The organism is Pseudomonas sp. X4, assembly GCF_040784925.1.
Lineage (GTDB): Bacteria > Pseudomonadota > Gammaproteobacteria > Pseudomonadales > Pseudomonadaceae > Aquipseudomonas > Aquipseudomonas putida_Z.
In genome coordinates this window covers 3,275,086-3,297,683 of the sequence record NZ_CP160798.1, presented here as the reverse complement: position 1 = coordinate 3,297,683, position 22,598 = coordinate 3,275,086, and the positions used below count along the sequence as shown (strand labels likewise).

General features: G+C 56.0%; 16 protein-coding genes, 1 tRNA gene and 1 pseudogene. 16 read left to right on the top strand and 2 right to left on the bottom strand.

The window, feature by feature from the left end:
• Positions 1-212: 212 nt before the first annotated feature.
• Positions 213-1,388: pseudogene (locus ABX298_RS14630) on the bottom strand (integrase core domain-containing protein).
• Positions 1,389-2,112: 724 nt separating this feature from the next.
• Here ABX298_RS14630 and ABX298_RS14625 point away from each other — a divergent pair.
• The 11 genes from ABX298_RS14625 (at position 2,113) to ABX298_RS14575 (ending at position 14,048) form a co-directional block, all read left to right on the top strand.
• On the top strand, positions 2,113-3,834 hold the full coding sequence (locus tag ABX298_RS14625; protein WP_085617357.1) for a tetratricopeptide repeat protein: 1,722 nt from the start codon (positions 2,113-2,115) through the stop codon (positions 3,832-3,834).
• Positions 3,835-3,838: 4 nt separating this feature from the next.
• A complete protein-coding gene (gene lolB / locus ABX298_RS14620; RefSeq protein WP_075043754.1) occupies positions 3,839-4,456 on the top strand; it encodes a lipoprotein insertase outer membrane protein LolB in 618 nt (205 codons plus the stop codon).
• A gap of 3 nt (positions 4,457-4,459) precedes the next feature.
• Positions 4,460-5,320: a 4-(cytidine 5'-diphospho)-2-C-methyl-D-erythritol kinase gene (ispE, locus tag ABX298_RS14615; RefSeq protein ID WP_075043753.1), complete on the top strand. Its 861-nt coding sequence runs from the start codon at positions 4,460-4,462 to the stop codon at positions 5,318-5,320.
• Positions 5,321-5,340: 20 nt separating this feature from the next.
• A tRNA-Gln gene (locus tag ABX298_RS14610) sits at positions 5,341-5,415 on the top strand.
• Positions 5,416-5,462: 47 nt separating this feature from the next.
• Positions 5,463-6,404 carry a ribose-phosphate pyrophosphokinase gene (locus ABX298_RS14605; protein WP_003247410.1) on the top strand — a complete coding sequence of 314 codons (942 nt, stop codon included), beginning with the start codon at positions 5,463-5,465 and terminating at the stop codon, positions 6,402-6,404.
• A 121-nt stretch (positions 6,405-6,525) separates the two neighbouring features.
• Positions 6,526-7,119 carry a 50S ribosomal protein L25/general stress protein Ctc gene (locus ABX298_RS14600; RefSeq protein WP_013970896.1) on the top strand — a complete coding sequence of 198 codons (594 nt, stop codon included), beginning with the start codon at positions 6,526-6,528 and terminating at the stop codon, positions 7,117-7,119.
• 79 nt (positions 7,120-7,198) lie between these two features.
• Entirely contained in the window at positions 7,199-7,783 is a 585-nt protein-coding gene (gene pth, locus ABX298_RS14595) for an aminoacyl-tRNA hydrolase (protein ID WP_008099045.1), read from the top strand.
• A 24-nt stretch (positions 7,784-7,807) separates the two neighbouring features.
• Entirely contained in the window at positions 7,808-8,908 is a 1,101-nt protein-coding gene (ychF, locus tag ABX298_RS14590) for a redox-regulated ATPase YchF (protein WP_013970895.1), read from the top strand.
• 493 nt (positions 8,909-9,401) lie between these two features.
• Entirely contained in the window at positions 9,402-10,292 is an 891-nt protein-coding gene (locus tag ABX298_RS14585) for a tyrosine-type recombinase/integrase (protein WP_367393290.1), read from the top strand.
• The gene (locus tag ABX298_RS14580) at positions 10,240-12,012 is read left to right on the top strand and encodes a site-specific integrase (protein WP_367393289.1); all 1,773 of its coding nucleotides are present in this window, start codon (positions 10,240-10,242) and stop codon (positions 12,010-12,012) included. The genes ABX298_RS14585 and ABX298_RS14580 overlap by 53 nt, the downstream gene beginning before the upstream one ends.
• 179 nt (positions 12,013-12,191) lie before the next feature.
• On the top strand, positions 12,192-14,048 hold the full coding sequence (locus ABX298_RS14575) for a hypothetical protein (RefSeq protein WP_367393288.1): 1,857 nt from the start codon (positions 12,192-12,194) through the stop codon (positions 14,046-14,048).
• A gap of 596 nt (positions 14,049-14,644) precedes the next feature.
• On the opposite strand, the gene ABX298_RS14570 is transcribed toward ABX298_RS14575, so the two are convergent.
• A complete protein-coding gene (locus ABX298_RS14570) occupies positions 14,645-14,863 on the bottom strand; it encodes a helix-turn-helix domain-containing protein (protein ID WP_367393287.1) in 219 nt (72 codons plus the stop codon).
• A gap of 103 nt (positions 14,864-14,966) precedes the next feature.
• Between ABX298_RS14570 and ABX298_RS14565 the strand changes: the two genes are divergently transcribed.
• From ABX298_RS14565 to ABX298_RS14545, 5 genes are all read left to right on the top strand, one after another.
• A complete protein-coding gene (locus ABX298_RS14565) occupies positions 14,967-15,536 on the top strand; it encodes a hypothetical protein (protein ID WP_367393286.1) in 570 nt (189 codons plus the stop codon).
• Positions 15,533-16,918, top strand: a complete 1,386-nt coding sequence (locus tag ABX298_RS14560; RefSeq protein WP_367393285.1) for a DEAD/DEAH box helicase — start codon at positions 15,533-15,535, stop codon at positions 16,916-16,918. Before ABX298_RS14565 ends, ABX298_RS14560 begins: the two co-directional genes overlap by 4 nt.
• A gap of 936 nt (positions 16,919-17,854) precedes the next feature.
• Complete coding sequence (locus ABX298_RS14555; protein WP_367393284.1) at positions 17,855-19,027, top strand: AAA family ATPase; 1,173 nt, start codon at positions 17,855-17,857, stop codon at positions 19,025-19,027.
• Positions 19,024-21,234 carry a S8 family peptidase gene (locus ABX298_RS14550; protein WP_367393283.1) on the top strand — a complete coding sequence of 737 codons (2,211 nt, stop codon included), beginning with the start codon at positions 19,024-19,026 and terminating at the stop codon, positions 21,232-21,234. The genes ABX298_RS14555 and ABX298_RS14550 overlap by 4 nt, the downstream gene beginning before the upstream one ends.
• Before the next feature lie 355 nt (positions 21,235-21,589).
• A complete protein-coding gene (locus ABX298_RS14545; RefSeq protein ID WP_367393282.1) occupies positions 21,590-22,468 on the top strand; it encodes a S8 family serine peptidase in 879 nt (292 codons plus the stop codon).
• Positions 22,469-22,598: the final 130 nt, after the last annotated feature.

The following is a 22,598-nucleotide window of genomic DNA, read 5'->3' as shown; positions in this document are numbered from 1 at the left end:
TGATCTTCGCGACTTCAGGAGGCCGAACGCAGGCCTTGCGGAGGGAGGTGACGGGCATGGATGCCCGTCAAGCGCTGAGGCCCCATGGATGGGGCCTGCAGCGCGTACTCCCGGGAGCAAGGCCGGAGTGAGGGAACCCCGGAGCGCAGCGTAGGGGCCGGATGATGGGAGCGCATGTACGGGTCACCCACATGGGTTACATAAAAGTTCACTCACATAGGTGACACCTTGAGCGTCACATAGCCCTCAATGGCATCACGCACATCGATCCTACCGAGGACGATTGGACCGAAAATAACATCCCAGAGCCCGTCTCCAACTTGCTCCAGCCCAATGGTCTGGTGCTTCAGTACGTAACCTACGTAGATCCTCAAGCCTCGGCGGCTGACGATGCCGCAACCGTCAATTGGCAAGCTCTCGATATGGCTGGGATAAATCATTTCAGGCAGCTTTTCAGGGAATGGGCGCGGCGAAGGTTGATAACAGGACGCCGGCGTTCTTTGTTCCAAGGCTTCGTGCAACCGTTCGTAATTGTAATGCTGCCGAAACCGATCAAAGTGCCGTTGTTGAGCCTCCCATGCCATTGCCGGTGGCGATGGGAGCGTGCTCTTGAGTGTCCGATGCATGCGTTCATGCCGGCCATTCTGCTCAGGTCTGCCAGGTGCGATGCGCTCGGGAATGATGCCCAGACGCAGCCACCAGATCGACAGTTGGGAAAGACCTGCGCGTCCTTTGCTGGCGAACGGTACGCCGTTGTCGGTTCGGATACGCTCAGGCAGCCCATTTTCACGGAATACATCAGTGAATACCGCCTGCGTTTCCAGGAAGTTCGTGTTTGCCATGCTGTGACAGGCAAGCAAGAAGCGACTGGCGTGATCCATGATCGTCAACGGATAGCACCAGACGCCGGCCCCTGTGAGGAACTGGCCCTTGTAGTCTGCACTGAACAGCTGATTGGGCGACTCCGCTTTTTCCAGTGGCTTGGGATAGATGGCCACACGTTAACGTAGACGCCGCGGCTTGATCAGTTCGGCCTTCTTGAGGATGTTGTAGATCGCGGTCTTTGAGGGGGGCGCCTGATCAGGAAAGCGCTCCTGCAACGCTGCCTGGATTTTTTTGGGCCCAGGCACCGTTTCCCCCTGACCGCGCAGTTCCACAATGGCCTCGCGGACCGCGACGGGTACAACCCAGTCCTGGGTCAACCGGCGTCGGCTGCGCTCCTCCAAGCCTGCCGGGCCCTCTTTCTCGTATCGCTCGACCCATTTGTAGCCGGTCTTTCGACTGATCTCGTAGGCCTCACACAGGGCGCTGAAGCTAGGCGGCCCCTGCAGGTAGTCCGCGATGAAAAGCATTTTCAGGTCCATAGGTGTTAGCTCTCGCCACCGCATGGTCAGATCCTCGAAAACCGACCATGCCAGTTAAAGACTGTTACCTATGTGCGTGAACTGATTTGTAACCCATCTGGGTGAGTCATACCCGCAGCGTTTTTTGGTTACTTTTTGCCGCGTTTGGCAAAAAGTGACTCGCCGTAAGGGCGAAAAGGTGAGTCAGCGTCGCCATCGCAAACGGACTGTTCGCCATATCAAAACCGTCGCTTAAACTTTTTGGCTTTTTGGCTTTTTGGATGTGGGCATTCACATCGAGCAGGCATTCATTCGCGACGGCGGCGCAAAGTCACCTTTCCGCCCTTACGGCGGGTCCCTTTTTGTCGTGGCAAAAAGGAACCAAAAACCGTCAGCTCCCATCATCCGGCCCCTACGCTTCGCTTCGGGGTCCCCTCGCTACGGGCCTGCTCCCGGGAGTACGCGCTGCAGGCCCCATCCATGGGGCCTCAGCGCTTGACGGGCATCCATGCCCGTCACCTCCCTCCGCAGTCCCTTCGCTCGGCCTCCTGAAGTCGCAATTTGCGGCGCCTGAACTATCGCGCGCTTAGAAGCAAGAGCAAGAGCAAGAATTCTGTGTTCTGGGCGCCGTGGCAGGCTCTGCGGCGAACCCCGCGGGCACAGCGCGGTCTGCATAAGCGAAGCGCAGCTTCATACCTTCGCAGGTGGGTTTGCCCCCGCGCTTGTGTCATCATGCTCCGACCGCCGGTGAGTCCTCTTAAAGCCTTCTATGAACAAACCATACGCATTGCTGCTTGCCTTCGCCCTGCTCCAGGGCTGCCAGAGCCTGGCCCCGCAAAAGGCCGAGCCCCCCGTCGCCGAGGCCGGCAAGAGCGAGGCGGAAAAGCCCGTGGTGTATGGCTCGTTCAAGCAGGACACGCTCTATAGCCTGCTGGTGGCGGAGCTGGCCGGCCAGCGCAACCGCTTCGACATCGCCCTGGCCAACTACACCGACCAGGCCGCGAAAACCCAGGACCCCGGGGTTTCCGAGCGCGCCTACCGCATTGCCGAATACCTCGGCGCCGACGAACCGGCACTGGACAACGCCCTGGTCTGGGCCCGCAACGACCCGCAGAACCTCGACGCCCAGCGCGCCGCCGCCATCCAGCTGGCTCGCGCCGGCCGCTATGACGACTCCATGACGTACATGGAAAAGGTCCTGCAGGGCCAGGGCGACACCCATTTCGATTTCCTCGCCCTGTCCGCCGCCGAAACCGACCAGAGCACCCGCGACGGCCTGCTGCAAAGCTTCGAACGCCTGCTGGTGAAGTACCCGGACAACGGTCAACTGGTGTTCGGCAAGGCCCTGTTGCTGAACCAGGACGGCAAGGCCGAAGAAGCCTTGGAACTGCTCGAGTCGCACCCGCCGCAAAACGGCGAAATCGCCCCGATCCTGCTGCGCGCCCGCCTGCTCCAGGCCCTGGACCGCGGCCCCGAAGCACTGCCACTGCTGCGCGGGGCGATTCGCGACAACCCGGACGACAAGCGCCTGCGCCTGACCTACGCCCGCACCCTGGTCGAACAGGACCGCATCGCCGATGCCAAGGGCGAGTTCCTCAGCCTGGTCCAGCAATACCCCGAGGACGACGAGCTGCGCTATTCGCTGGCCCTGGTGTGCCTGGAGAACAAGGACTGGGATGAAGCCGAAGGCTACCTGCAGGAGCTGATCGAACGCGACAGCAACGTCGACGCCGCGCACCTGAACCTGGGCCGCATCCGCGAGGAGCGCCACGACCCTGCAGGCGCCCTGCGTGAATACGCCCTGGTCGGCCCGGGCCCCGACTACCTGCCGGCGCAACTGCGCCAGGCCGACATCCTGATCGCCAACGGCCGTGGTACCGAAGCCTCACGCCTGCTCGCCGATGCCCGCGAAGCCCAGCCGGACTACGCCATCCAGCTGTTCCTGATCGAATCGGAAAGCTACAGCAACAACAACAAGGACGCCCAGGCCAGCCAGGTGCTGCAGCAAGCCATCCAGCGCTACCCGGACGACCTCAACCTGCTGTACACCCGTGCCATGCTGGCCGAAAAGCGTGACGACCTGCCGCAGATGGAAAAAGACCTGCGCGCCATCATCGCCCGCGAACCGGAAAACGCCATGGCCCTGAACGCCCTCGGCTACACCCTGGCCGACCGCACCACCCGCTACAGCGAAGCCAAGGCGCTGATCGACAAGGCCCACCAGCTGACCCCGGACGACCCGGCGGTGCTCGACAGCCTGGGCTGGGTCAATTACCGCCTGGGCAACCTCGACGAGGCTGAAACCTACCTGCGCAAGGCCTTTGCCAGCTTCCCCGACCACGAAGTGGCCGCCCACCTGGGCGAAGTGCTATGGGCCAACGGCAAGCGCCGCGAAGCCCGCCAGGTCTGGGCCAAAGGCTTCGAAGCCCAGGCCGACAGCCCCATCCTGCGCAAGACCATCCTGCGCCTGACCGGATCCGAGACTCTCTAACGCCATGTTCCTGCGCCATTGCATTACCTTCACCCTGATCGCCCTGCTGGCCGGCTGTGCCGGCTTCGGTAGCCGCGAGGCCCTGCAGGGCCACGGCGACCCGCAGCAGTGGCGCGCCCATAAAGAGCAGCTGAGCAGCCTCGATGGCTGGCAGATCAACGGCAAGGTCGGCATCCGTGCCCCGCGCGACTCGGGCAGCGGCACGCTGTTCTGGCTGCAACGCCAGGACTACTACGACATTCGCCTGGCCGGCCCGCTGGGCCGTGGTGCCGCACGCCTGACCGGCCGCCCCGGCGGCGTGGTACTGGAAGTGGCCAACCAGGGCCGCTACGAGGCCCCCAGCCCCGAAGCGCTGCTGGAAGAACAACTGGGCTGGCAGTTGCCGGTCTCACACCTGGTCTGGTGGGTACGCGGCCTGCCCGCCCCCGACAGCAAGAGCAAGCTGACCCTGGACGGCGACAGCCGCCTGGCCAGCCTCGACCAGGATGGCTGGCAGGTGCAGTACCTGAGCTACACCGAGCAGAACGGCTACTGGCTGCCCGAGCGCCTGAAGCTGCACGGCAAAAACCTCGACGTGACCCTGGTGGTCAAGGACTGGCAGCCGCGCCAGCTGGGGCACTGATACATGCAAACCCTCACCCTGCCCGCCCCGGCCAAGCTCAACCTGTGGCTGCACATCATCGGCCGCCGCGCGGACGGCTATCACGAGCTGGAAACCGTGTTCCAGTTTCTCGATCACGGCGACGAACTGAGCTTCGCCGTGCGTGACGACGGTGTGATCCGCCTGCATACCGAGATCGAGGCGGTGCCGCACGACAGCAACCTGATCGTGCGTGCCGCGCGCAAGCTGCAGGAACAATCCGGCACGACGATGGGCGCCGACATCTGGCTGAGCAAGGTGCTGCCCATGGGCGGCGGCATCGGCGGTGGCAGCTCGGATGCCGCCACTACCCTGTTGGCCCTCGCCCACCTGTGGCAACTGGACTGGGACGAAGACCGCCTGGCCGCACTGGGCCTGAGCCTGGGCGCCGACGTACCGGTATTCGTGCGCGGCCACGCGGCGTTCGCCCAGGGCGTGGGTGAACAACTGACCCCGGTCGACCCGGAAGAGCCGTGGTATGTCGTGCTGGTGCCGCAAGTGTCTGTCAGCACAGTAGAAATTTTTTCACATCCACAGTTGACACGTGATTCACTCCCCCTTAAGATGCGCCCCGTTCCCGAGGGAAACAGTCGAAATGACTGCCAACCGGTGGTAGAGCAGAGTTACCCGGAAGTTCGCAATGCGTTGAATTCACTGGGTAAATTCACTGAGGCTCGACTGACCGGTACTGGAAGTTGTGTGTTTGGGGCCTTCCCAAGCAAAGCCGAAGCTGATAAAGTTCTGGCCCTTCTTTCAGCGACCCAAACAGGGTTTGTGGCGAAAGGAAGCAACGTTTCGATGTTGCATCGCAAGCTGCAAAGTCTGGTCAAGAAGTCGAGCGCATAAGCGTTCGCAGCAACAGATACAGGGGCGTCGCCAAGCGGTAAGGCAGCAGGTTTTGATCCTGCCATGCGTTGGTTCGAATCCAGCCGCCCCTGCCATTTTCCTTATACTCATCCAGGTTACCCTCAGCCTTCAGGTACTGCGCGTGTCCAAGATGATGGTCTTTACGGGGAATGCCAACCCCGATCTGGCTCGGCGTGTCGTACGTCAGCTGCATATCCCTCTCGGTGACGTCTCTGTCGGTAAGTTCTCCGACGGCGAGATCAGCACTGAGATCAATGAAAATGTCCGCGGTAAAGACGTCTTCATTATTCAGCCGACCTGTGCCCCGACCAACGATAACCTGATGGAACTGGTAGTGATGGCCGACGCCTTCCGCCGCTCCTCAGCATCCCGAATCACCGCCGTGATTCCTTACTTCGGATACGCCCGCCAGGACCGCCGTCCGCGTTCGGCACGTGTAGCCATCAGCGCCAAAGTCGTCGCTGACATGCTCACTGTCGTAGGTATCGACCGTGTACTCACCGTCGACCTGCACGCTGACCAGATCCAGGGTTTCTTCGATATCCCGGTCGACAACATCTACGGCTCGCCCGTACTGGTCGACGATATCGAGGACCAGCGTTTCGAGAACCTGATGATCGTCTCCCCGGACATCGGTGGTGTCGTGCGCGCACGTGCCGTCGCCAAGTCCCTGGGCGTCGACCTGGGTATCATCGACAAACGCCGCGAGAAGGCTAACCACTCCGAGGTGATGCACATCATCGGCGACGTCGAAGGGCGCACCTGCATCCTGGTAGACGACATGGTCGACACCGCCGGCACCCTGTGCCACGCGGCCAAAGCCCTGAAAGAACACGGCGCTGCCAAGGTTTACGCCTACTGCACGCACCCTGTCCTGTCGGGCCGCGCGATCGAGAACATCGAGAAGTCGGTACTGGACGAGCTGGTGGTGACCAACACCGTTCCGCTGTCCGCCGCTGCTCAAGCCTGTGACCGTATCCGCCAGCTGGATATCGCACCGGTTGTCGCTGAAGCGGTCCGCCGCATCAGCAACGAAGAATCGATCAGCGCGATGTTCCGCTAAGCGGAACACACGCTGACGAAAAGCGCCCCGCCCCAACACTGGTTGTTGGGGCGGGGCTTTTTTGCCATCCCCGTTGGCGCTGGTCGCAAACGCCCTCGGGGGGCTATTTTGGAGAAACAAAATGACCGAATTCACTCTGAACGCCCAAGCGCGTACTGACCTGGGGAAAGGTGCGAGCCGCCGCCTGCGTCACTCCGCGAACATCCCAGCCGTTGTCTACGGTGGTAACCAGGACGCCCAGTCCCTGACCATCCTGGCCAAGGAAATCACCAAGCTGTTCGAAAACGAGGCTGCCTTCAGCCACGTTCTGGAACTGAACGTCGACGGCGCCAAGCAAAACGTCGTGGTCAAGGCTCTGCAGCGCCACCCGGCCAAAGGTTTCATCATGCACGCCGACTTCGTTCGCGTCGTTGCTGGCCAGAAACTGACCGCCAAGGTACCGGTTCACTTCATCAACGAAGAAGCCCCGGTCAAGAAAGGCGGCGAGATCTCCCACGTAGAAGCCGAGATCGAAGTTTCCTGCGAAGCCAAAGACCTGCCTGAGTTCATCGAAGTCGACCTGGCCAACGCTGAAATCGGCACCATCATCCACCTGTCGGACCTGAAAGCTCCGAAAGGCGTAGAGTTCGTAGCTCTGGCCCACGGTGATGACAAAGCTGTTGCCAACGTTCACGCTCCACGCGTTGCTCCAGAAGCAGAAGGCGCTGCCGAGTAATCCACTCGCGCGCCGGCGTTGATCGGGTTACAGTGCCGCGCGCCCTGTAACCCACCAACTCCAAGGAAGAGCCCCTGACGTGACCGCCATCCAGTTGATCGTCGGCCTGGGTAACCCCGGCCCCGAATACGAACAGACCCGGCATAACGCAGGGGCTCTTTTCGTTGAACGCATTGCCAGCGCCCAGCGCGTCTCGTTGACCGCTGACCGCAAATATTTCGGCCTGACGGCTAAGTTCAGCCATCAGGGCAACGACGTTCGTCTGCTCATCCCCACCACCTACATGAACCGTAGCGGCCAGTCCGTGGCGGCCTTGGCCAATTTCTTCCGCATCAAGCCGGAAGCGATCCTGGTGGCGCATGACGAACTCGACCTGCCCCCGGGCGTCGCCAAGCTCAAGCGCGGCGGTGGCCATGGTGGGCACAACGGCCTGCGCGACATCATCGCGCAGCTCGGCAACCAGAACGACTTCCACCGCCTGCGGCTTGGCATCGGCCACCCGGGCGACGCCAAACTGGTCTCCAACTTCGTCCTGGGCCGCGCGCCGCGCGCCGAGCAGGAGAAGCTCGACGCCAGCATCGATTTTGCCCTCGGCGTGCTGCCGGACGTGCTTGCCGGCGACTTCGCCAAGGCGATGCGCGAGCTGCACAGCCAGAAGGCCTGATTTCCTTTAGAGAGGGGAATACCCATGGGTTTCAATTGCGGCATCGTCGGCCTGCCCAACGTCGGCAAGTCCACCCTGTTCAACGCCCTGACCAAGTCTGGCATCGCGGCGGAGAACTTCCCCTTCTGCACCATCGAGCCTAACAGCGGCATCGTGCCGATGCCCGATGCGCGCTTGAATGCCTTGGCTGAGATCGTCAAGCCAAACCGCATCCTGCCGACCACCATGGAGTTCGTCGACATCGCCGGCCTGGTGGCTGGTGCCTCGAAAGGCGAAGGCCTGGGCAACAAGTTCCTCGCCAACATCCGCGAGACCGACGCCATTGCCCACGTGGTGCGCTGCTTCGAAGACGAGAACGTGATCCACGTTTCCAACAGCGTCGACCCCAAGCGTGACATCGAGATCATCGACCTCGAGCTGATCTTCGCCGACCTCGACAGCTGCGAGAAGCAACTGCAGAAGGTTGCCCGCAACGCCAAGGGCGGCGACAAGGAAGCCCTGGCGCAGAAGGCCATCCTCGAACAGCTGATCCCGCACTTCACCGAAGGCAAGCCTGCGCGCAGCCTGATGAAGAACATGAGCGCCGAAGACAAGGCGGTCATCCGCGGCTTCCACCTGCTGACCAGCAAGCCGGTCATGTACATCGCCAACGTGGCCGAAGACGGCTTCGACAACAACCCGCACCTGGACGTGGTCAAGGCCATCGCCGAGGAAGAAGGCGCGGTAGTGGTGCCGGTGTGCAACAAGATCGAAGCGGAAATCGCCGAGCTGGAAGACGGTGAAGAGAAGGACATGTTCCTCGAGGCCCTGGGCCTGGAAGAACCTGGCCTGAACCGCGTTATCCGCGCCGGTTACGAGCTGCTGAACCTGCAGACCTACTTCACTGCCGGCGTGCAGGAAGTACGTGCCTGGACCGTGCGCGTCGGTGCCACTGCACCACAAGCCGCTGGCGTGATCCACACCGACTTCGAAAAAGGCTTCATCCGCGCTGAAGTGGTGGCCTATGACGACTTCATCCAGTTCAAGGGTGAGAGCGGTGCCAAGGAAGCCGGTAAATGGCGTTTGGAAGGCAAGGACTACATCGTCAAGGACGGTGACGTGATGCACTTCCGCTTTAACGTCTAGTACGAACCCATTGACATCCACCCTTTGTGTGCCAGCCTATGGACATACAATGAGGTTGTGATTTGCTCACGCAGGGCTAGGGCTGCAAGCGCCTTTGCTCAACCGCGAGATGGGGGTGTCAATGGCATACCTAGAGCACGTGGACTTCAAGCCCTGGCGCGAAGCCCACGTAGGTGGGGCGCTAGAGTGGGAGCACGATAGGCTCGCGCGAAGAATTCTGCGTCTACCGCAAATCTTTTGGGAGAGCGGACCAGGCTGGGCCGAAGTAAATCTTTGGGCCCTAGATACGCTTACCAATCACAACCGCGACATTGAGACCGTGAAAAGCTTAATGAAGCACTTGCGGTCATATGCGTGCTTCCTTGAGAACAACGAACTTGATTGGCGGCACTTTCCGCTTCGCAGGTCTGAACGCGCTGTTATTCGCTTCCGTGGCCATCTAGTCCACCAAATTGAAACAGGGATCTTAGCGTCAAGCACTGCGCGAGCACGTATGAATGCGGTCGTGCAGTTTTATCGTTTCGCGGCCGAACAAGATTTTATCAGTACGGACACGCCGTTGTGGCGTGAACGCCCCGTTGTAATCCGTTACCACGACACGCATGGTTTCAGACGTGCGCTCACCCGCATGTCGACGGATCTCGCTATCCCGAATCGCCGAGCGCCAGGAGACCGCCTAGAAGATGGTCTGCTCCCCCTAAGCGATACGCATATGACAGAGCTCCTTAAGTTCACAGCGAATGAGGAGACCGAAGAGCTCCATCTGATGCTAACAATCGGCTGCTTTACCGGAGCACGTCTTCGCACCATTTCCACGCTGCGAATTGAAAACTTGGAGCAGGCCCAACCCGATCCTTACATTAATGGTCTTTTCTTGGTCAGGGTTGGCCCTGGGACCCAGGTTTCCACCAAGTTCAATGTTGAGGGTTATCTTAATTTCCCAAAACCCCTTCTCGATGAACTGAAGCGATACGCATATTCAACAGCGCGACTTAAGAGAGAAGCGAAAGCCGCTACTCCTTACAAATCGGTGCTCTTCCTAACTTCACGGGGAAAACCGTACAGCAATAATACCATAGGCACTTTAATGACGGGCTTGCGATACAAGGCCCGGCGTGCAAACCTGCAGTTCATAGGTCGCTTCAAGTTCCACCAAACGCGAGCTACCTACGGAACATGGCTGATGAAATTGGCCCTCAGTGTGACAACGACTGCGGCTGCGATTGAGTTTGTTAAGAACGCAATGCTTCACAAACACGAATCGACGACTTTCAAGTACGTAAAATTTCTTGAAAGCACAAAGGGGAAACAAGAGGTAGCACAAGCGTTTCATGAAGCGTTTACCGGTCTCCGAAGCCGAAGCTGGGACGATTTCAATGCATGAAACTATTCGCTTACCAAATTTGTCGTTCCCCAGCGTCACTATAGGCACTCGGGAAACTCCATGGGACCTTACCTATCTTCTGTATTATGGCGGGGCAAAAGCCACGACTTGGCGAGTTAACCAGATGATAGCAGATGGAGTACTCGGACAACCTCTCCGCAATCGGTTGGTTCTCGTAGAAAAGATACACGAGGCAATCAATGCAAAGTTGATAGAGGGTGGAAGCGTTTATACTGCCCAGAACGAAATTCGCCACATTAGGAATATGTTTATTTGGGCTGAAGATAAAGGATACTCGCTCGACATTGAGTCGATTCAGAAAACCTATTTGGATTGGACAGACTCACTGGTACACAGGCACCAGATAATCAAAGATATGAGTCCAGTTTCAGCTTACACAATAGGCATAGGTGCGGGAAATTTACTTGACGCTGTCTTGGACCGAGAAATCCCTCTATTTTCAATGAGCCGCCTACGCCTGCCAAATCAGCGAAAAACAGCAGAGGGTGTAAATGCAGAAAAGCAGAACCTCGAAGACACGTTTGTATTTGGGCATTTTCTTCAGGACATCTGCGATTGGCTATCGGCTGAGGTGGTTTTGAAATCTCCTCTTCCCATTCGTATACCCCTACGCTTCGGCAAAGAATTGATTGAATGGTCGGGCTTTAACAATCCAGCGCTCGCTGAACTGCACTTGGAGGCTTATAAGCATAGCCTCCCCACTTCCGACCGAGAAATTGCGCTTAGGTATTTTCGGGCTTGGGAAGCGGATGGTACTCTTCGTACTCGTTACCCGTTAGCCAATCGAAGAATTGAAGCAGAGTTGTTGATGTTCATTGCGCAGACAGGCATGAATTTCGCCCAGGCGCATAAATTAAAGCTACGCCAATTTACTTACTCTAGCCATCTCAATGGATATCAAGTACGAGATAGAAAGGCACGCAGACATGGCGAAGTACTTTTCGAAATATTTAAAGAGTACAAGCCACATTTCGAAAGGTACCTCGAATGGCGCCGGCTGCTATTTCCTGGCTCAGACTCCATTTTTCCTTTCATTCGAAGTGGCGGCCGAGACTTCCAAAAACACCCACAATTTTATCTCAGAGCCGCCTGCAAAAAAATAGGGCTCCGCTTCGTCCCGCCTCAGAGGTTACGAAATACTCGCGTAAATTGGCTTCTTCGCCGTTCTGGTGACGCAGACCTCACAGCGTCTATGGCGCAACACCATAAAGAAACTCTTCTTACCACCTATGAACGCCCTAGTCAGCAACGAGCAATGGGCGAGATCATTCGGTTTTGGTCTGAGCACGATCCGACAGTTATTCGCACCACACCTGTTGGGCCCGGTCAATGCGACGGTGCATCAGTTCCGTTCGCGTCCGCACCTAAAGATGCTCCAACACCAGATTGTATACGACCGTCAGGTTGCATGTGGTGTGAGCATCACCGCGACATCGATACGATGGACTATCTTTGGTCCTTAGCATGTTTTCGACATCTCAAGATTATAGAGGTTTCCAGATGGGCACCTCCGCAGCGCCAAAAAGAAACTCATCCTGCGCAACTCGTTATTAACCGGATATCGGAAAAACTTCGCTGGTTCAGCGAATCCAACAAAGAACGCAAGGCTTGGCTGGAAGAAGTATTAGCTCGTGTCGAAGAAGGGTTTTATCACCCAGAATGGGAACGAAGAATTCTGGTTATGGAGGACGCCTTTTGAAAGTCTCGCTAGAAATCTTCGGATTCAGTTGCGACTGGCTGACTTCGAATAGCCGATCTTATCGACCTCCTAGCTGGCCACCACCACGGGAGTGGGTTGTCAGCGAAGATCGCGACGGGAAAATTCTTTCGCGTTGGGGTGATACAATTTGGGATATATCTCCGTGGGCTGGGAAGTCGATGATTCTTGATTTTGGCGACGACCGCCAAAATCGCAAAGCCAAGAAGCTAGACGTAGCTAACGCAGACTTGCTTCGTGTCATAACCACGTGGCGCATGTGGGGTATAAAGTCCTGCAACTCAGCAAATGGAATGAAGGCGGTGTTCCTGGCAGTCCGCCGCTTAATCTCCCTATGTAGTGACAATGGCATCGTAGCGACTGACTTAATGCGTTTTCCTAAGGTGTTTGAGCAGTTTCCTGGCATCATTCCAACAAGCGAGCATAAAATAACCATACTAGAACTCCATCGGCTGTGGGACGCACGCGAATACTTGGGTTTTTACATCGTAGACCCTGAAGGGATTAAGCGGCTTGCGGCCGCAAGCCCAATATACGAGATCGAACAAACTGCGTATATCCCGCCCCGCATATGGAATTATCAGGTTGAGCGGCTGAGAGCATGCCTGGACGATTATCTTGCTCACCAGGAAAAAATCGAAGATTGTTTTCACTTTTGTGTTGACGCCTATATTAAAAACTCGGGCTCTCTGGAAGCCGCTTTTACGGTGCGCAAGCGCAATAGCTTGCCGTTTTGGTCACCAAAGCGCCCTGGCAGAGGCTCAAAGGCAGGATATGTGTATCATGGGCCCTTTTCTTTAACTGCCGAAAGATTCGGAATTGCAGAGTTAATTGAAAAATGGGTTTCCATCCCATCCACCGGAATGGAGATTAGAAATTTATCCGCCTACATGTCCCTGGTCCAAAATGCTGGACTTGCCTATATTACAAATTTCACCCTTCAGCGAACTACCGAAGCGTCATCGTTACGTGCTGACTGCTTAATTTGGGAGCTGGACGAAAAACTTGGTCGTATACCAATAATCTGCGGCGAAACTACTAAAACAGATGCGGATAGCGATGCTAGATGGCCAACAACCCCAAGCGTTGAAGTAGCTGTGAAAGCAATGAGCTCAGTCGCTCACCTGAGGATGAGATGTGCAGCGGCTGATCCATACTCATGCCCAACAGAGGCGGACATAAAAAACCCCTACCTCTTTGGTAAAGCAAGCGAACCGTGGAGTTCTTCTAGCAGCAGCAGCAGATCCAAACCATACTCTGTACGAACACACGTCCTTTCATATAGCGCACTTCATAAGCGCTTCGAGCGGCTGTTCGACGAGAACCTAATTTGCATAACCGAAGCAGACTTACGAATCGCCAAGATGCTGACACCTAACCTCAGCGAGAGTTTTTCTGTAGGGCGCGTCTGGCCTTTAGCCTGGCACCAGTTACGACGTACTGGAGCAGTGAATATGTTCGCCAGCGGCTTGCTTTCTGACTCCAGCCTGCAATTTCAGATGAAGCACGCATCAAGACTCATGCCGTTGTATTACGGACGCGGCTACACAAAGCTACTGCTCAATGAAGAGGTTGAGGCCACGATAGTCGGAGCTATGTATGAGGCCATGGCAAATAAGATCCTAGATGCTGTTGGAGATCGGTTTGTGTCTCCAATCGGATGTGAGCGAAAACAGACGATCTTGGTCAATTTGGTCAGCGACAAGGATGCCAGTGCGCTAGCCGCTGCAGGGCGTCGTGGTCAAATATTTTTCCGAGAGATGCGCGTTGGTGCTTGCACCCACCGAGGCACCTGCCCTTATGGAGGAGTCGAATCGATTTCACGTTGCACTGGCGGCGACGGCAACGCACCTTGTGCTGACGCACTTTACGACCGTGACAAAGCGCCGCACGTCGAAAAAGAACTGCGGTTAATTGATCAAGAACTGGTAATTACGCCCGTCAATAGCCCTCGTTACCAGGCGCTTCTGGCTGAGCGCACAGGCTTGGAGAATTATTTGAATGTCGTCAGAAGCTGAATACCTAACCGCTGAACAACGCTTCCGCCTAGCTTTTGAACGCCTGAAGGCCAATAAACCGACTACTCTAAAGCCTGGTACCCCTGTATCGCAGAACAATGTTGCGAAGGAGGCTGACTGCGATCCTAGCGCACTACGAAAGTCCAGGTTTCCGTCCTTAATCCGAGAGATTCAGGCTTACGTTGAAATTAACAATCAGGAACGCCCTTCCAAGAGGAAAGAGCTTCTTCGCCAACGTGGCCTGCGGGCAGATATGAGGAAGCGTCTGGAAGAAGTTATAGCGCAGCGAGACATTGCTCAATCACAGCTGATTAGTGCACAACGGAGGGTGGTTGAACTAACCTTAGAGTTGCAATCAGTCAAAGAACAGTTGGGTACATTTCAATCGCTTTCGAAATTGAAGCGATAGGAGTAGCGGCCCTTGGGACACTCGACAGGGCGTGCTACTCGCCTCCAAAGCTTTTAGACGGCGAGTATCCACAGCTTGAGAGGAAGCCCCCTGTCGTTGTGGGTCAACAATTTAGCCGTCCCAGCATTGTGAGTGTAGGATGTTTAACTGAGCGACCCTAAACTGAGTCGTCACGCCAATCAGACGCTTAGCGGGGTAACCGCGGCAGTAGGGTATGAGGTTGGCACTTGAGTTGAACGGCTATTTTGTAAAGCTTCTCAATGGTGAGGTTGACCTCACCTCTCTCGATCCTACCCATGTAGCTACGATCTATCGCACAGGCAAATGCGAGAGCGTCCTGCGACAACCCTATCAATAACCTCCTCTCACGGATTTTCTGTCCGAGATCCTTCGCCAGCCCTTGCATAACCGCCTCGATTGACCAAGGCGGCACTATCGGTCGTTTACCTGACAGCAGGCGACGGACTATAATCCGCATTTTCGCCCGATTCGGCTGTATGGGTGCCTGCATGAAACCTGCAACATTTAAGCTGGACAGGCATGTCTTCAAGCTGCTCAAGGATGGCGATTTCAAACAATTTTCGATCCGCTCGATGAGACTTGGCTATGCCAGCCTCTTGGATGTCCCGATTAACGACGTTGAGCTGTGGCGATACATCTACGACCAGGTTCAACGCCTCAAACGCGTGGGATGGGTCAAGCACGATCCGATCAGACGTAAGCGCGACCAGATTTTTCATGTGATGGACATGCCTGAAGCCATCACCCTCCTACTGGTGGACCATCGTTTCCCAAATGACCAGAGTGAAACCCCAAGCGTGGTAACCCCCCAACCGCAGTTACAGCAGCGGCAGAATGACTGCCCTACACAAAGGCTCGAGTCACTAGCGAAGGAAATCCGGCTGGACATGCTCACGGCCCTAGGCGAGGCCGAGCGCTATAAGCAGCTTTTTACTGAAATGCCGGCACTCAAGGTCCGAGTTGAAGATGACTACATTGACGCGCGAGATCGCAGCTCGAAGCTTTTGGGACACCTTCGTGCAATCGAAAATACGTTGAAGCTGCTGGTCACTGTATGAAGGATCTGCGTGTATGGCAGAGCGCTTGTGTTACTGCGGCGCTGGAGCGATATAGACACTCATCACATTTCTTTTGCCAAGCTACACCTGGCTCGGGCAAAAGCCGGATGGCTGCAGAAGTCGCGAAGCGATTATTACAATCCGGGGCGATTGATCTGGTTCTCTGCTTTGCACCATCTTGTCAAGTGGTTGCAGGATTGGAGCAGACATTCGCTCACGTAATGGGCCGACCGTTTGACGGCCGCTTGGGGTCAGTGGGAGTCGCCAATACCTATCAAGCAATGGGTCATCAGTCAGCTTCTTTTTGGCAACTGCTCGACGACTATCGTGTTTTTGCAGTATTCGACGAGATCCACCACTGCGCTGGGCACGACCCGCTTTTAAGCAATGCGTGGGGCCAGATCATCCTACAACGGTTGCAGGACCAAGCGGCTTTCACTCTCGCCCTTTCCGGAACTCCTTGGCGCTCGGATGAAAGAGCGATTGCTATGGCTCGATATTCCGACCCTGAAGGTCGCCTCGTTTGTGATTTTCGATACGGTCTGAAGGAGGCCGTCGCAGACAACGTCTGCCGTTCCCCAAGAATAGTGGTCATCGATAATGGTGCGGTGAAGCTAACCGAGCTAGTTGACGACTCACCGATCGTGACAGTTTATCCGAGCATCGCTCAACTACTGAACGAGTCCCCTGTAACATTTGAGGACCTGCTCACCCATCGCGACATGGTCGAGAAGGTCATTGATCTTGGGCGTAGCCGCTTGGATGAGGTGCGTTGCAGGATTCCAGATGCGGGTGGCCTGGTAGTTTCCACAAACATTAGGCATGCCAACCAGGTCGCCGGGGTACTTAAATCACGAGGCGAGGATTGCCTGGTGGTTACAACGCGCACCCCAGGAGCACAACAGCTGATAGATGACTTTCGAGGCGGGAAAGGTAAATGGATTGTCGCGGTCGGTATGATCAGCGAAGGTACAGATATTCCTCGCTTGCAGGTGTGCTGCTACCTGAGCCGCATTCGAACCGAACTTCATTATCGCCAAGTGCTGGGCAGAGTGCTGAGGCGAACAGGAAGCAAGGACCACGAGGCCTGGCTCTACGTTCTCGCGGAACCTTCTTTGCTCCAGTTCTCACAGCGAGTGGCTGAAGACTTACCGGACGACCTGGCTGTATTGGATTATGCGCAGCTGCTCCGGTTTGATGATGCTGGCTCCACTCTTCATGAGGATTTTGTGGAGCAGCCAATGAATGGCCTGCTTGATATCCAGGTGCTCAAGACCTCTGCGGCTTCAGATGAAGTGATTCAGGGGGCTTTGTCAGAAGAGAGCATGTTCCGAATGGAGCTTTCTGCCGGATTCCGAACAGAAATTCTGTCCGTCTACTAACGCACGGTCGAGTACGCAACTACATACTTACAGAATTTAGTCCGGGGTGGTATCTATAGATGATTAGGTTGATTTATTATAATTTCAAGTCAAAGCGATCTCGTCCTCTTCAGCATCTCAGCATGAGGTAGGCATGATCGATAAAATAGAATTCCTGTCCTCTAGCCATCCGCCACCAATCTTATATTCATGCTGGGCAACAGTGCTCAAGGCGGTTGACGCCCGGTACGATGTTCGTGGGTACATGCTTAGTCCACTTGTTAGGCAGTGTCTAGAAAATCGCGCTAAAGTGCCTCAAGGTCAACGCGCGCTGTACGAGCGCTTCGTTCAGAAGGAAGCTCTAGCGTACACGGAGTGCCTTACAGCGTTGTTACTATTCGGTAGGGCAGGTCGATTTTCACCGTACGAATACCGTTACGCGACCATTGAAAGCTGTTATTAAGAACAACAGCGGATAGACCACCTTGACTTTTCACGATCCCGAGTAGTGTGACACCTTCTCGCCTCATTAACTGAACGCTGGATTCCTAGACGACCGCTTTCAATGCTGAAAGCGGGGTAAGACTGATTTGTGGGCAAACGTGGATAGCGTTGCGGATCACTGCAGTGGTCGGGGTACGACTATTAGCCCTTCAGCCCTTCGACCGATGAGCTGAGCATCGGTTGGCGCCATGGAAGCGGCCGGCACCTTGGCTCCTATTGGCAGAGAGGCGTCCGTTTGCAGATGCTCCTGACACTGATGCATGCCACCTAAATTGAGATGCATCTGATCCCGTTCTGTGTCTGGCCACACCAGCGCCCCCTCTCTCACCGCCGGTCGGCCAGCACTCCTAAGCTCGGAACCTACCCACCTGCGAGCGGACGAATCGAAAACATCATGCTATGATCTAGTCCACTGCACTGTGTGCTCAAGCCCTTTAGAATCATAGCGTTTACATGACAATGGACGAATTCAGCAAAGTAAAATCAGATTTAGTCCAGGTCGCCAGACTGGCCCTTAGTGAGAAGACAGAGGACGTCCGGCTCTTTGTTGCACGCCTTGTTAGGCAATATCGAGGCACGCAACCCGAGCTAGCGGAGCAGCTCGACAAGTACCTGAGGACCATCGCTCCTGGCGGAGCGGCTCCCTACATGCGCAGAGAAGCTCCAACCAAAATTGAAGAGGCCACCCTACCGATCGACAACGAGTCTCGACTGTCTCTTCTGAAGGTTTTCGATGACGGATCAGATTATCCCGCACCGTTGCTGGATGACATGGTCAAGCACTCTCTCGCTCAACTGATCAAAGAAAGAAAACAGACCAAGAAGCTGACGGCGCTTGGGTTACAGCCAACCAAATCCTCAGTGTTCGTAGGCGCTCCTGGAGTAGGAAAAACAATCACAGCTCGCTGGATCGCTGCGCAGTTGGGCGTACCTCTCTTCGTGCTAGACCTGACGGCTGTGATGAGTAGCCTGCTAGGCAAAAGTGGCGCCAACCTGAGGGCTGCACTCGACTATGCCAAGCGCGTGCCGTCGGTGCTTTTCCTCGATGAGATCGATGCCATAGCTAAACGTCGTAGTGACGACAGTGACGTAGGCGAACTGAAGCGCTTGGTCACCGTCATTCTCCAAGAGGTAGATGATTGGCCTGCAACTGGACTGCTGTTGGCTGCGACCAACCATCCAGAGCTCATCGACCCTGCGCTATGGAGACGCTTTGACCTCATGGTTGAGTTCAAGGCACCTGACGCAGAAGCAGTAGGGATCGCTATCAAGCGATTCCTCGGCCCAGATTTCCCTACGTTCGAGAAATGGACTGGAGTCCTTTCGTACGCACTGCAGAATCAGTCTTTCAGCGATATTGAGAGAGAGATGCAGCGCTTCCGTCGAGCGCTCGCACTGGGCACCGCCGGTTCGGAGAAATTGATCGAGGAGCTCGTACGTCAAAGGACCCCTCACCTGGAGCGGGCTGAGCAAATCGAGTTTGCGGTAATGCTGGACAGCGATACTTCGCTGTCTCAGCGAGCTATTCACGATATTACCGGCGTGAGTCGGGACACGATTCGCAAGCACAGAAATGCAGCACCAAACGCTGTTAAGCGATCAACACGGAAGAGTACTACTGCATGAGCCAAACGAATTTTCTGATCGGTCGGGGCGAGCTTTTAACCCAGAGCATCAAAGGTGTTGGTAGGAAGATAGAAAAGGCTGACGCCTACACCTTCGAGCAAGCGCGCGAGCGTCTTACGGAGCAGGCTGATAGCGCATCTTTTGCGCTGGATAGCCTCTCTTCCTCCGCGTGTCCTCAGGATTTCGGGGTGGTTCGTCTCGTACTGAATCCCAGCTACATCGCGAAGTCTTTCTTCCCTGCCAATATGCTGCGTTCAGTTGGGCTAGAGTCGATTGGGAGCCGTAAGGTACGCGTTACTCCGGAGAGCTGGACTCGCAAGGTAGCTCCTAGAGAAACTCCGACCACAGAAATTTTCGTCGCAGGCAAACGAAAAGCGTTTAGGGCATTCAGCGATTGGATGAACAGCGTAGAGGTTGACTCGGACGAAGCGACTGAACTGACGCGCATTGAGAATATCTCTGCATTCGAACCAAGTGAGCGAGTAGTCAACCCTGGCACAGAGCACGACAGGTACTTCGAATGCGGCATCCACATGCTCCCCGATCAGGACAGCAGCTTCATCCAGAATGCTTTCATAGGTTTTGCGAAAGCACGAGAGCTAACCGTCCATACCGAGCTTGGCTTTGAGGTCGGTAATCTCTGGTTCGTCCCCGTAGAAGGGGCGCAACAAGCCGCGCTCGAGCTTTCGGAGTTTGTTTTCGTTCGCGTCATCCGGCCCGTCCCCAAAATGCGTGGCCTCTTGCCGACTACTAAGCGGAGCGGCCCGTCCGTTGGATGCACCTTGCCAACGCAACCTCCGCTCTCCTCAGATCCGCGGGTAGCGATTCTCGACGCCGGGCTCCCAGCAGACCACGCAATAGGAAAATGGCTGCGTAGCTATCGGGTGCTAGATGAGAACGCTAGCGATGACCCTGAAGGGCCAGAGCACGGCTTGGCCGCTACTTCGGCTTTTCTGTTCGGCCCGATTGAGCCAGAGGGGCAAGCGGCTCGACCGTACTCCTTTGTCGATCACCTCCGTGTTCTAGATGAAGGTGCAAGCCTGGAAAACCCTCTTGAGCTCTATCGTACGCTCGGTCATATCGAAGAGGTACTGCTATCCCGTCAGTATGAGTTCATCAACCTCAGCGTGGGTCCGGATGTGGCCATCGAGGATGATGACGTACATGCATGGACGTCAGTGATCGACAATCTGCTCAGTGATGGAAATACCTTCATGACGATCGCCGCCGGCAACAACGGCGCAAGGGACTCGATTGTTCAGTTAGACCGCGTGCAGGTTCCATCGGATTGTGTCAACGCTGTGACCGTTGGCGCAGCTAACTGCACGAGTGAGGCCTGGGCGCGTGCCTCATATAGCGCTCGCGGACCAGGCCGGAGCCCTGGCGTCATCAAACCTGACCTAATGGCATTTGGAGGAGGCAAACAGTACTTCCATGCGTTGAGTCCGGGCAAAAAGCCGACACTAGCTCCGCTGCTGGGTACCAGCTTCGCAGCGCCGAACATGCTGCGCTCTGCAGTGGGTATACGCGCAGTCCTTGGTCAGGAGCTCTCTCCTCTGGCAATCAAAGCTTTGCTTATCCACTCAGCAGATCAGAATGGCCATGAATCGGTAGATGTGGGCTGGGGAAAGGTCCCTGAAGACCTAATTGAGGTAATTACGTGTCCATCGGGTGTAGCCCGCATCGTTTACCAAGGTGAACTCAAGCCCGGCAAATACATCCGCGCCCCCATTCCCCTTCCTGAGGCTCAGCTGACAGGGAAGGTGAAGGTAACGGCTACCTTTTCTTTCGCTTCGACTACGGACCCTCAGGACTCTGCCTCCTACACCCGTGCCGGGCTCGAGGTTACCTTCAGACCGAACAAGGACAGGGTCAAAGAAGGCAAAGCGAACGCCAAGACGAAGTCATTTTTCGAGAAGAAGAAATTCGCTACCGAAGATGAGCTTCGCTCCGACGCGGGCAAGTGGGAAACCGTCCTCCATGACTCAAAAAATATGTACGGGTCTAGCTTGAAGGATGCAGCTTTCGACATCCACTACAACGCCAGGGCCAAGGGCGGTACAGCCGACAAAGCTGAGAAGATTCGGTACGCGCTGATTGTGACTGTTCACGCACCCAAGCACCCTGATCTGTTCACTGACATTCTTGAGGCGTATTCCGCTCTTGTGGAGATCCAGCCACAAGTCACCCTGCCTGTACGTCTCTGACAGCTGCTCTCGTCCGGGCTAAAAGGCCCGGGCGTTGGCTGGCGGCTTTCGATTTTTGCTTAAGGATATGCGGATGGAAAACTACATTGTCCTGAGACGTCCCCCGACTTCGACAAACTCACTAAAGCGGGCAGCGAACCTTTTAAGTGGCACGATGCTTACCGTGGAACGCCTGCCTGTCCACGCAGTGGCTGACCTGGGGCGGGACCCCGAAGTTTTAGCTGTCACCCAACCCATGGCTACCGCCTTAGTCCGTCCAGTTCCAAGCTCGGCACCGACCCCGTCAACTGGTGACGCTTGGGGAATTGGATCGGTCCAGGCTGATCAATCACCGTACACAGGTGCGGGCGTTACAGTGGCTGTGCTGGATACAGGGATTGATCGATCGCATCCGGCGTTCGCAGGGATGAATGTCATAGAAAATGATTTCACCGGAGAAGGTAACGGTGACTTGGACGGTCATGGCACTCATTGCGCTGGAACCATTTTTGGCCAGGACGTAAATGGCCGAAGAATCGGAGTAGCCAGAGGCGTCAGCCAAGCGTTGATCGGTAAGGTGATAGGCCAGCGCAACGCGAACTCCGACATCTTGTTCCGCGGCCTGCAGTGGGCCGCCCAAGAGCGCGCGAACATCATTTCCATGTCACTCGGTTTCGACTTTCCTGGCGAAGTTGAACGAAAGGTTCAAGCCGGTTGGCCCGTAGACCTAGCGACCTCACAAGCTCTGGAAATTTACCGCGGAAACCTCCGCCTGCTCGACTCACTCATGGCCATGTTCAAGGCTCAGGCGGCCTTCAATGCTGCCCCCTTGGTCATCGCAGCAGCAGGCAACGAAAGTCGCCGCTCTGTAAATCGTGATTACAAAATTGCAGCGTCGCTACCAGCTGCGGCTGACGGAGTGATTTCCGTAGGTGCTGCTGGAGTTTCTGGCCCTTTGTACGACATCGCAGATTTCTCAAACAGCTTTCCGCATGTGACCGCTCCAGGCGTAGATGTGCTTTCTGCCTGGCCCGGAGGGACGCTTCATTCGATTGGTGGTACGAGCATGGCTTGCCCTCACGTCGCCGGCGTTGCTGCTCTATGGTGGGAACGGCTTCGCGAAGCTCGAGCCCCCCAGCTCGCTCAAGCAGTGTCTGCTCATCTTACGGCACAAGCGCGTCGAGATTGCTTCACCTTAGGTTTCGACTCGAGCGACTTTGGTCACGGCTTGGTAACCGCGCCCCTGACCGCATGAAAGAAAGGCGCACATTAGTGCGCCTTTCTTTTAGAAACCCCGAGATTGGCAAAACGGACCTTCGTGCCTTCGCTACGTCCAGTAGCGGACCAAGCTGTTTTTACTTCTGCTTCACCTTGAATGCTCCAAC

Coding starts and splice junctions, on each gene's coding strand:
- ABX298_RS14625 (WP_085617357.1), top strand. CDS start 2,113: ATGAACAAACCATACGCATTGCTGCTTGCCTTCGCCCTGCTCCAGGGC.
- lolB (WP_075043754.1), top strand. CDS start 3,839: ATGTTCCTGCGCCATTGCATTACCTTCACCCTGATCGCCCTGCTGGCC.
- ispE (WP_075043753.1), top strand. CDS start 4,460: ATGCAAACCCTCACCCTGCCCGCCCCGGCCAAGCTCAACCTGTGGCTG.
- ABX298_RS14600 (WP_013970896.1), top strand. CDS start 6,526: ATGACCGAATTCACTCTGAACGCCCAAGCGCGTACTGACCTGGGGAAA.
- ychF (WP_013970895.1), top strand. CDS start 7,808: ATGGGTTTCAATTGCGGCATCGTCGGCCTGCCCAACGTCGGCAAGTCC.
- ABX298_RS14585 (WP_367393290.1), top strand. CDS start 9,402: ATGAATGCGGTCGTGCAGTTTTATCGTTTCGCGGCCGAACAAGATTTT.
- ABX298_RS14580 (WP_367393289.1), top strand. CDS start 10,240: ATGAAGCGTTTACCGGTCTCCGAAGCCGAAGCTGGGACGATTTCAATG.
- ABX298_RS14575 (WP_367393288.1), top strand. CDS start 12,192: ATGATTCTTGATTTTGGCGACGACCGCCAAAATCGCAAAGCCAAGAAG.
- ABX298_RS14570 (WP_367393287.1), bottom strand. CDS start 14,863: ATGCAAGGGCTGGCGAAGGATCTCGGACAGAAAATCCGTGAGAGGAGG.
- ABX298_RS14565 (WP_367393286.1), top strand. CDS start 14,967: ATGAAACCTGCAACATTTAAGCTGGACAGGCATGTCTTCAAGCTGCTC.
- ABX298_RS14560 (WP_367393285.1), top strand. CDS start 15,533: ATGAAGGATCTGCGTGTATGGCAGAGCGCTTGTGTTACTGCGGCGCTG.
- ABX298_RS14555 (WP_367393284.1), top strand. CDS start 17,855: ATGACAATGGACGAATTCAGCAAAGTAAAATCAGATTTAGTCCAGGTC.
- ABX298_RS14550 (WP_367393283.1), top strand. CDS start 19,024: ATGAGCCAAACGAATTTTCTGATCGGTCGGGGCGAGCTTTTAACCCAG.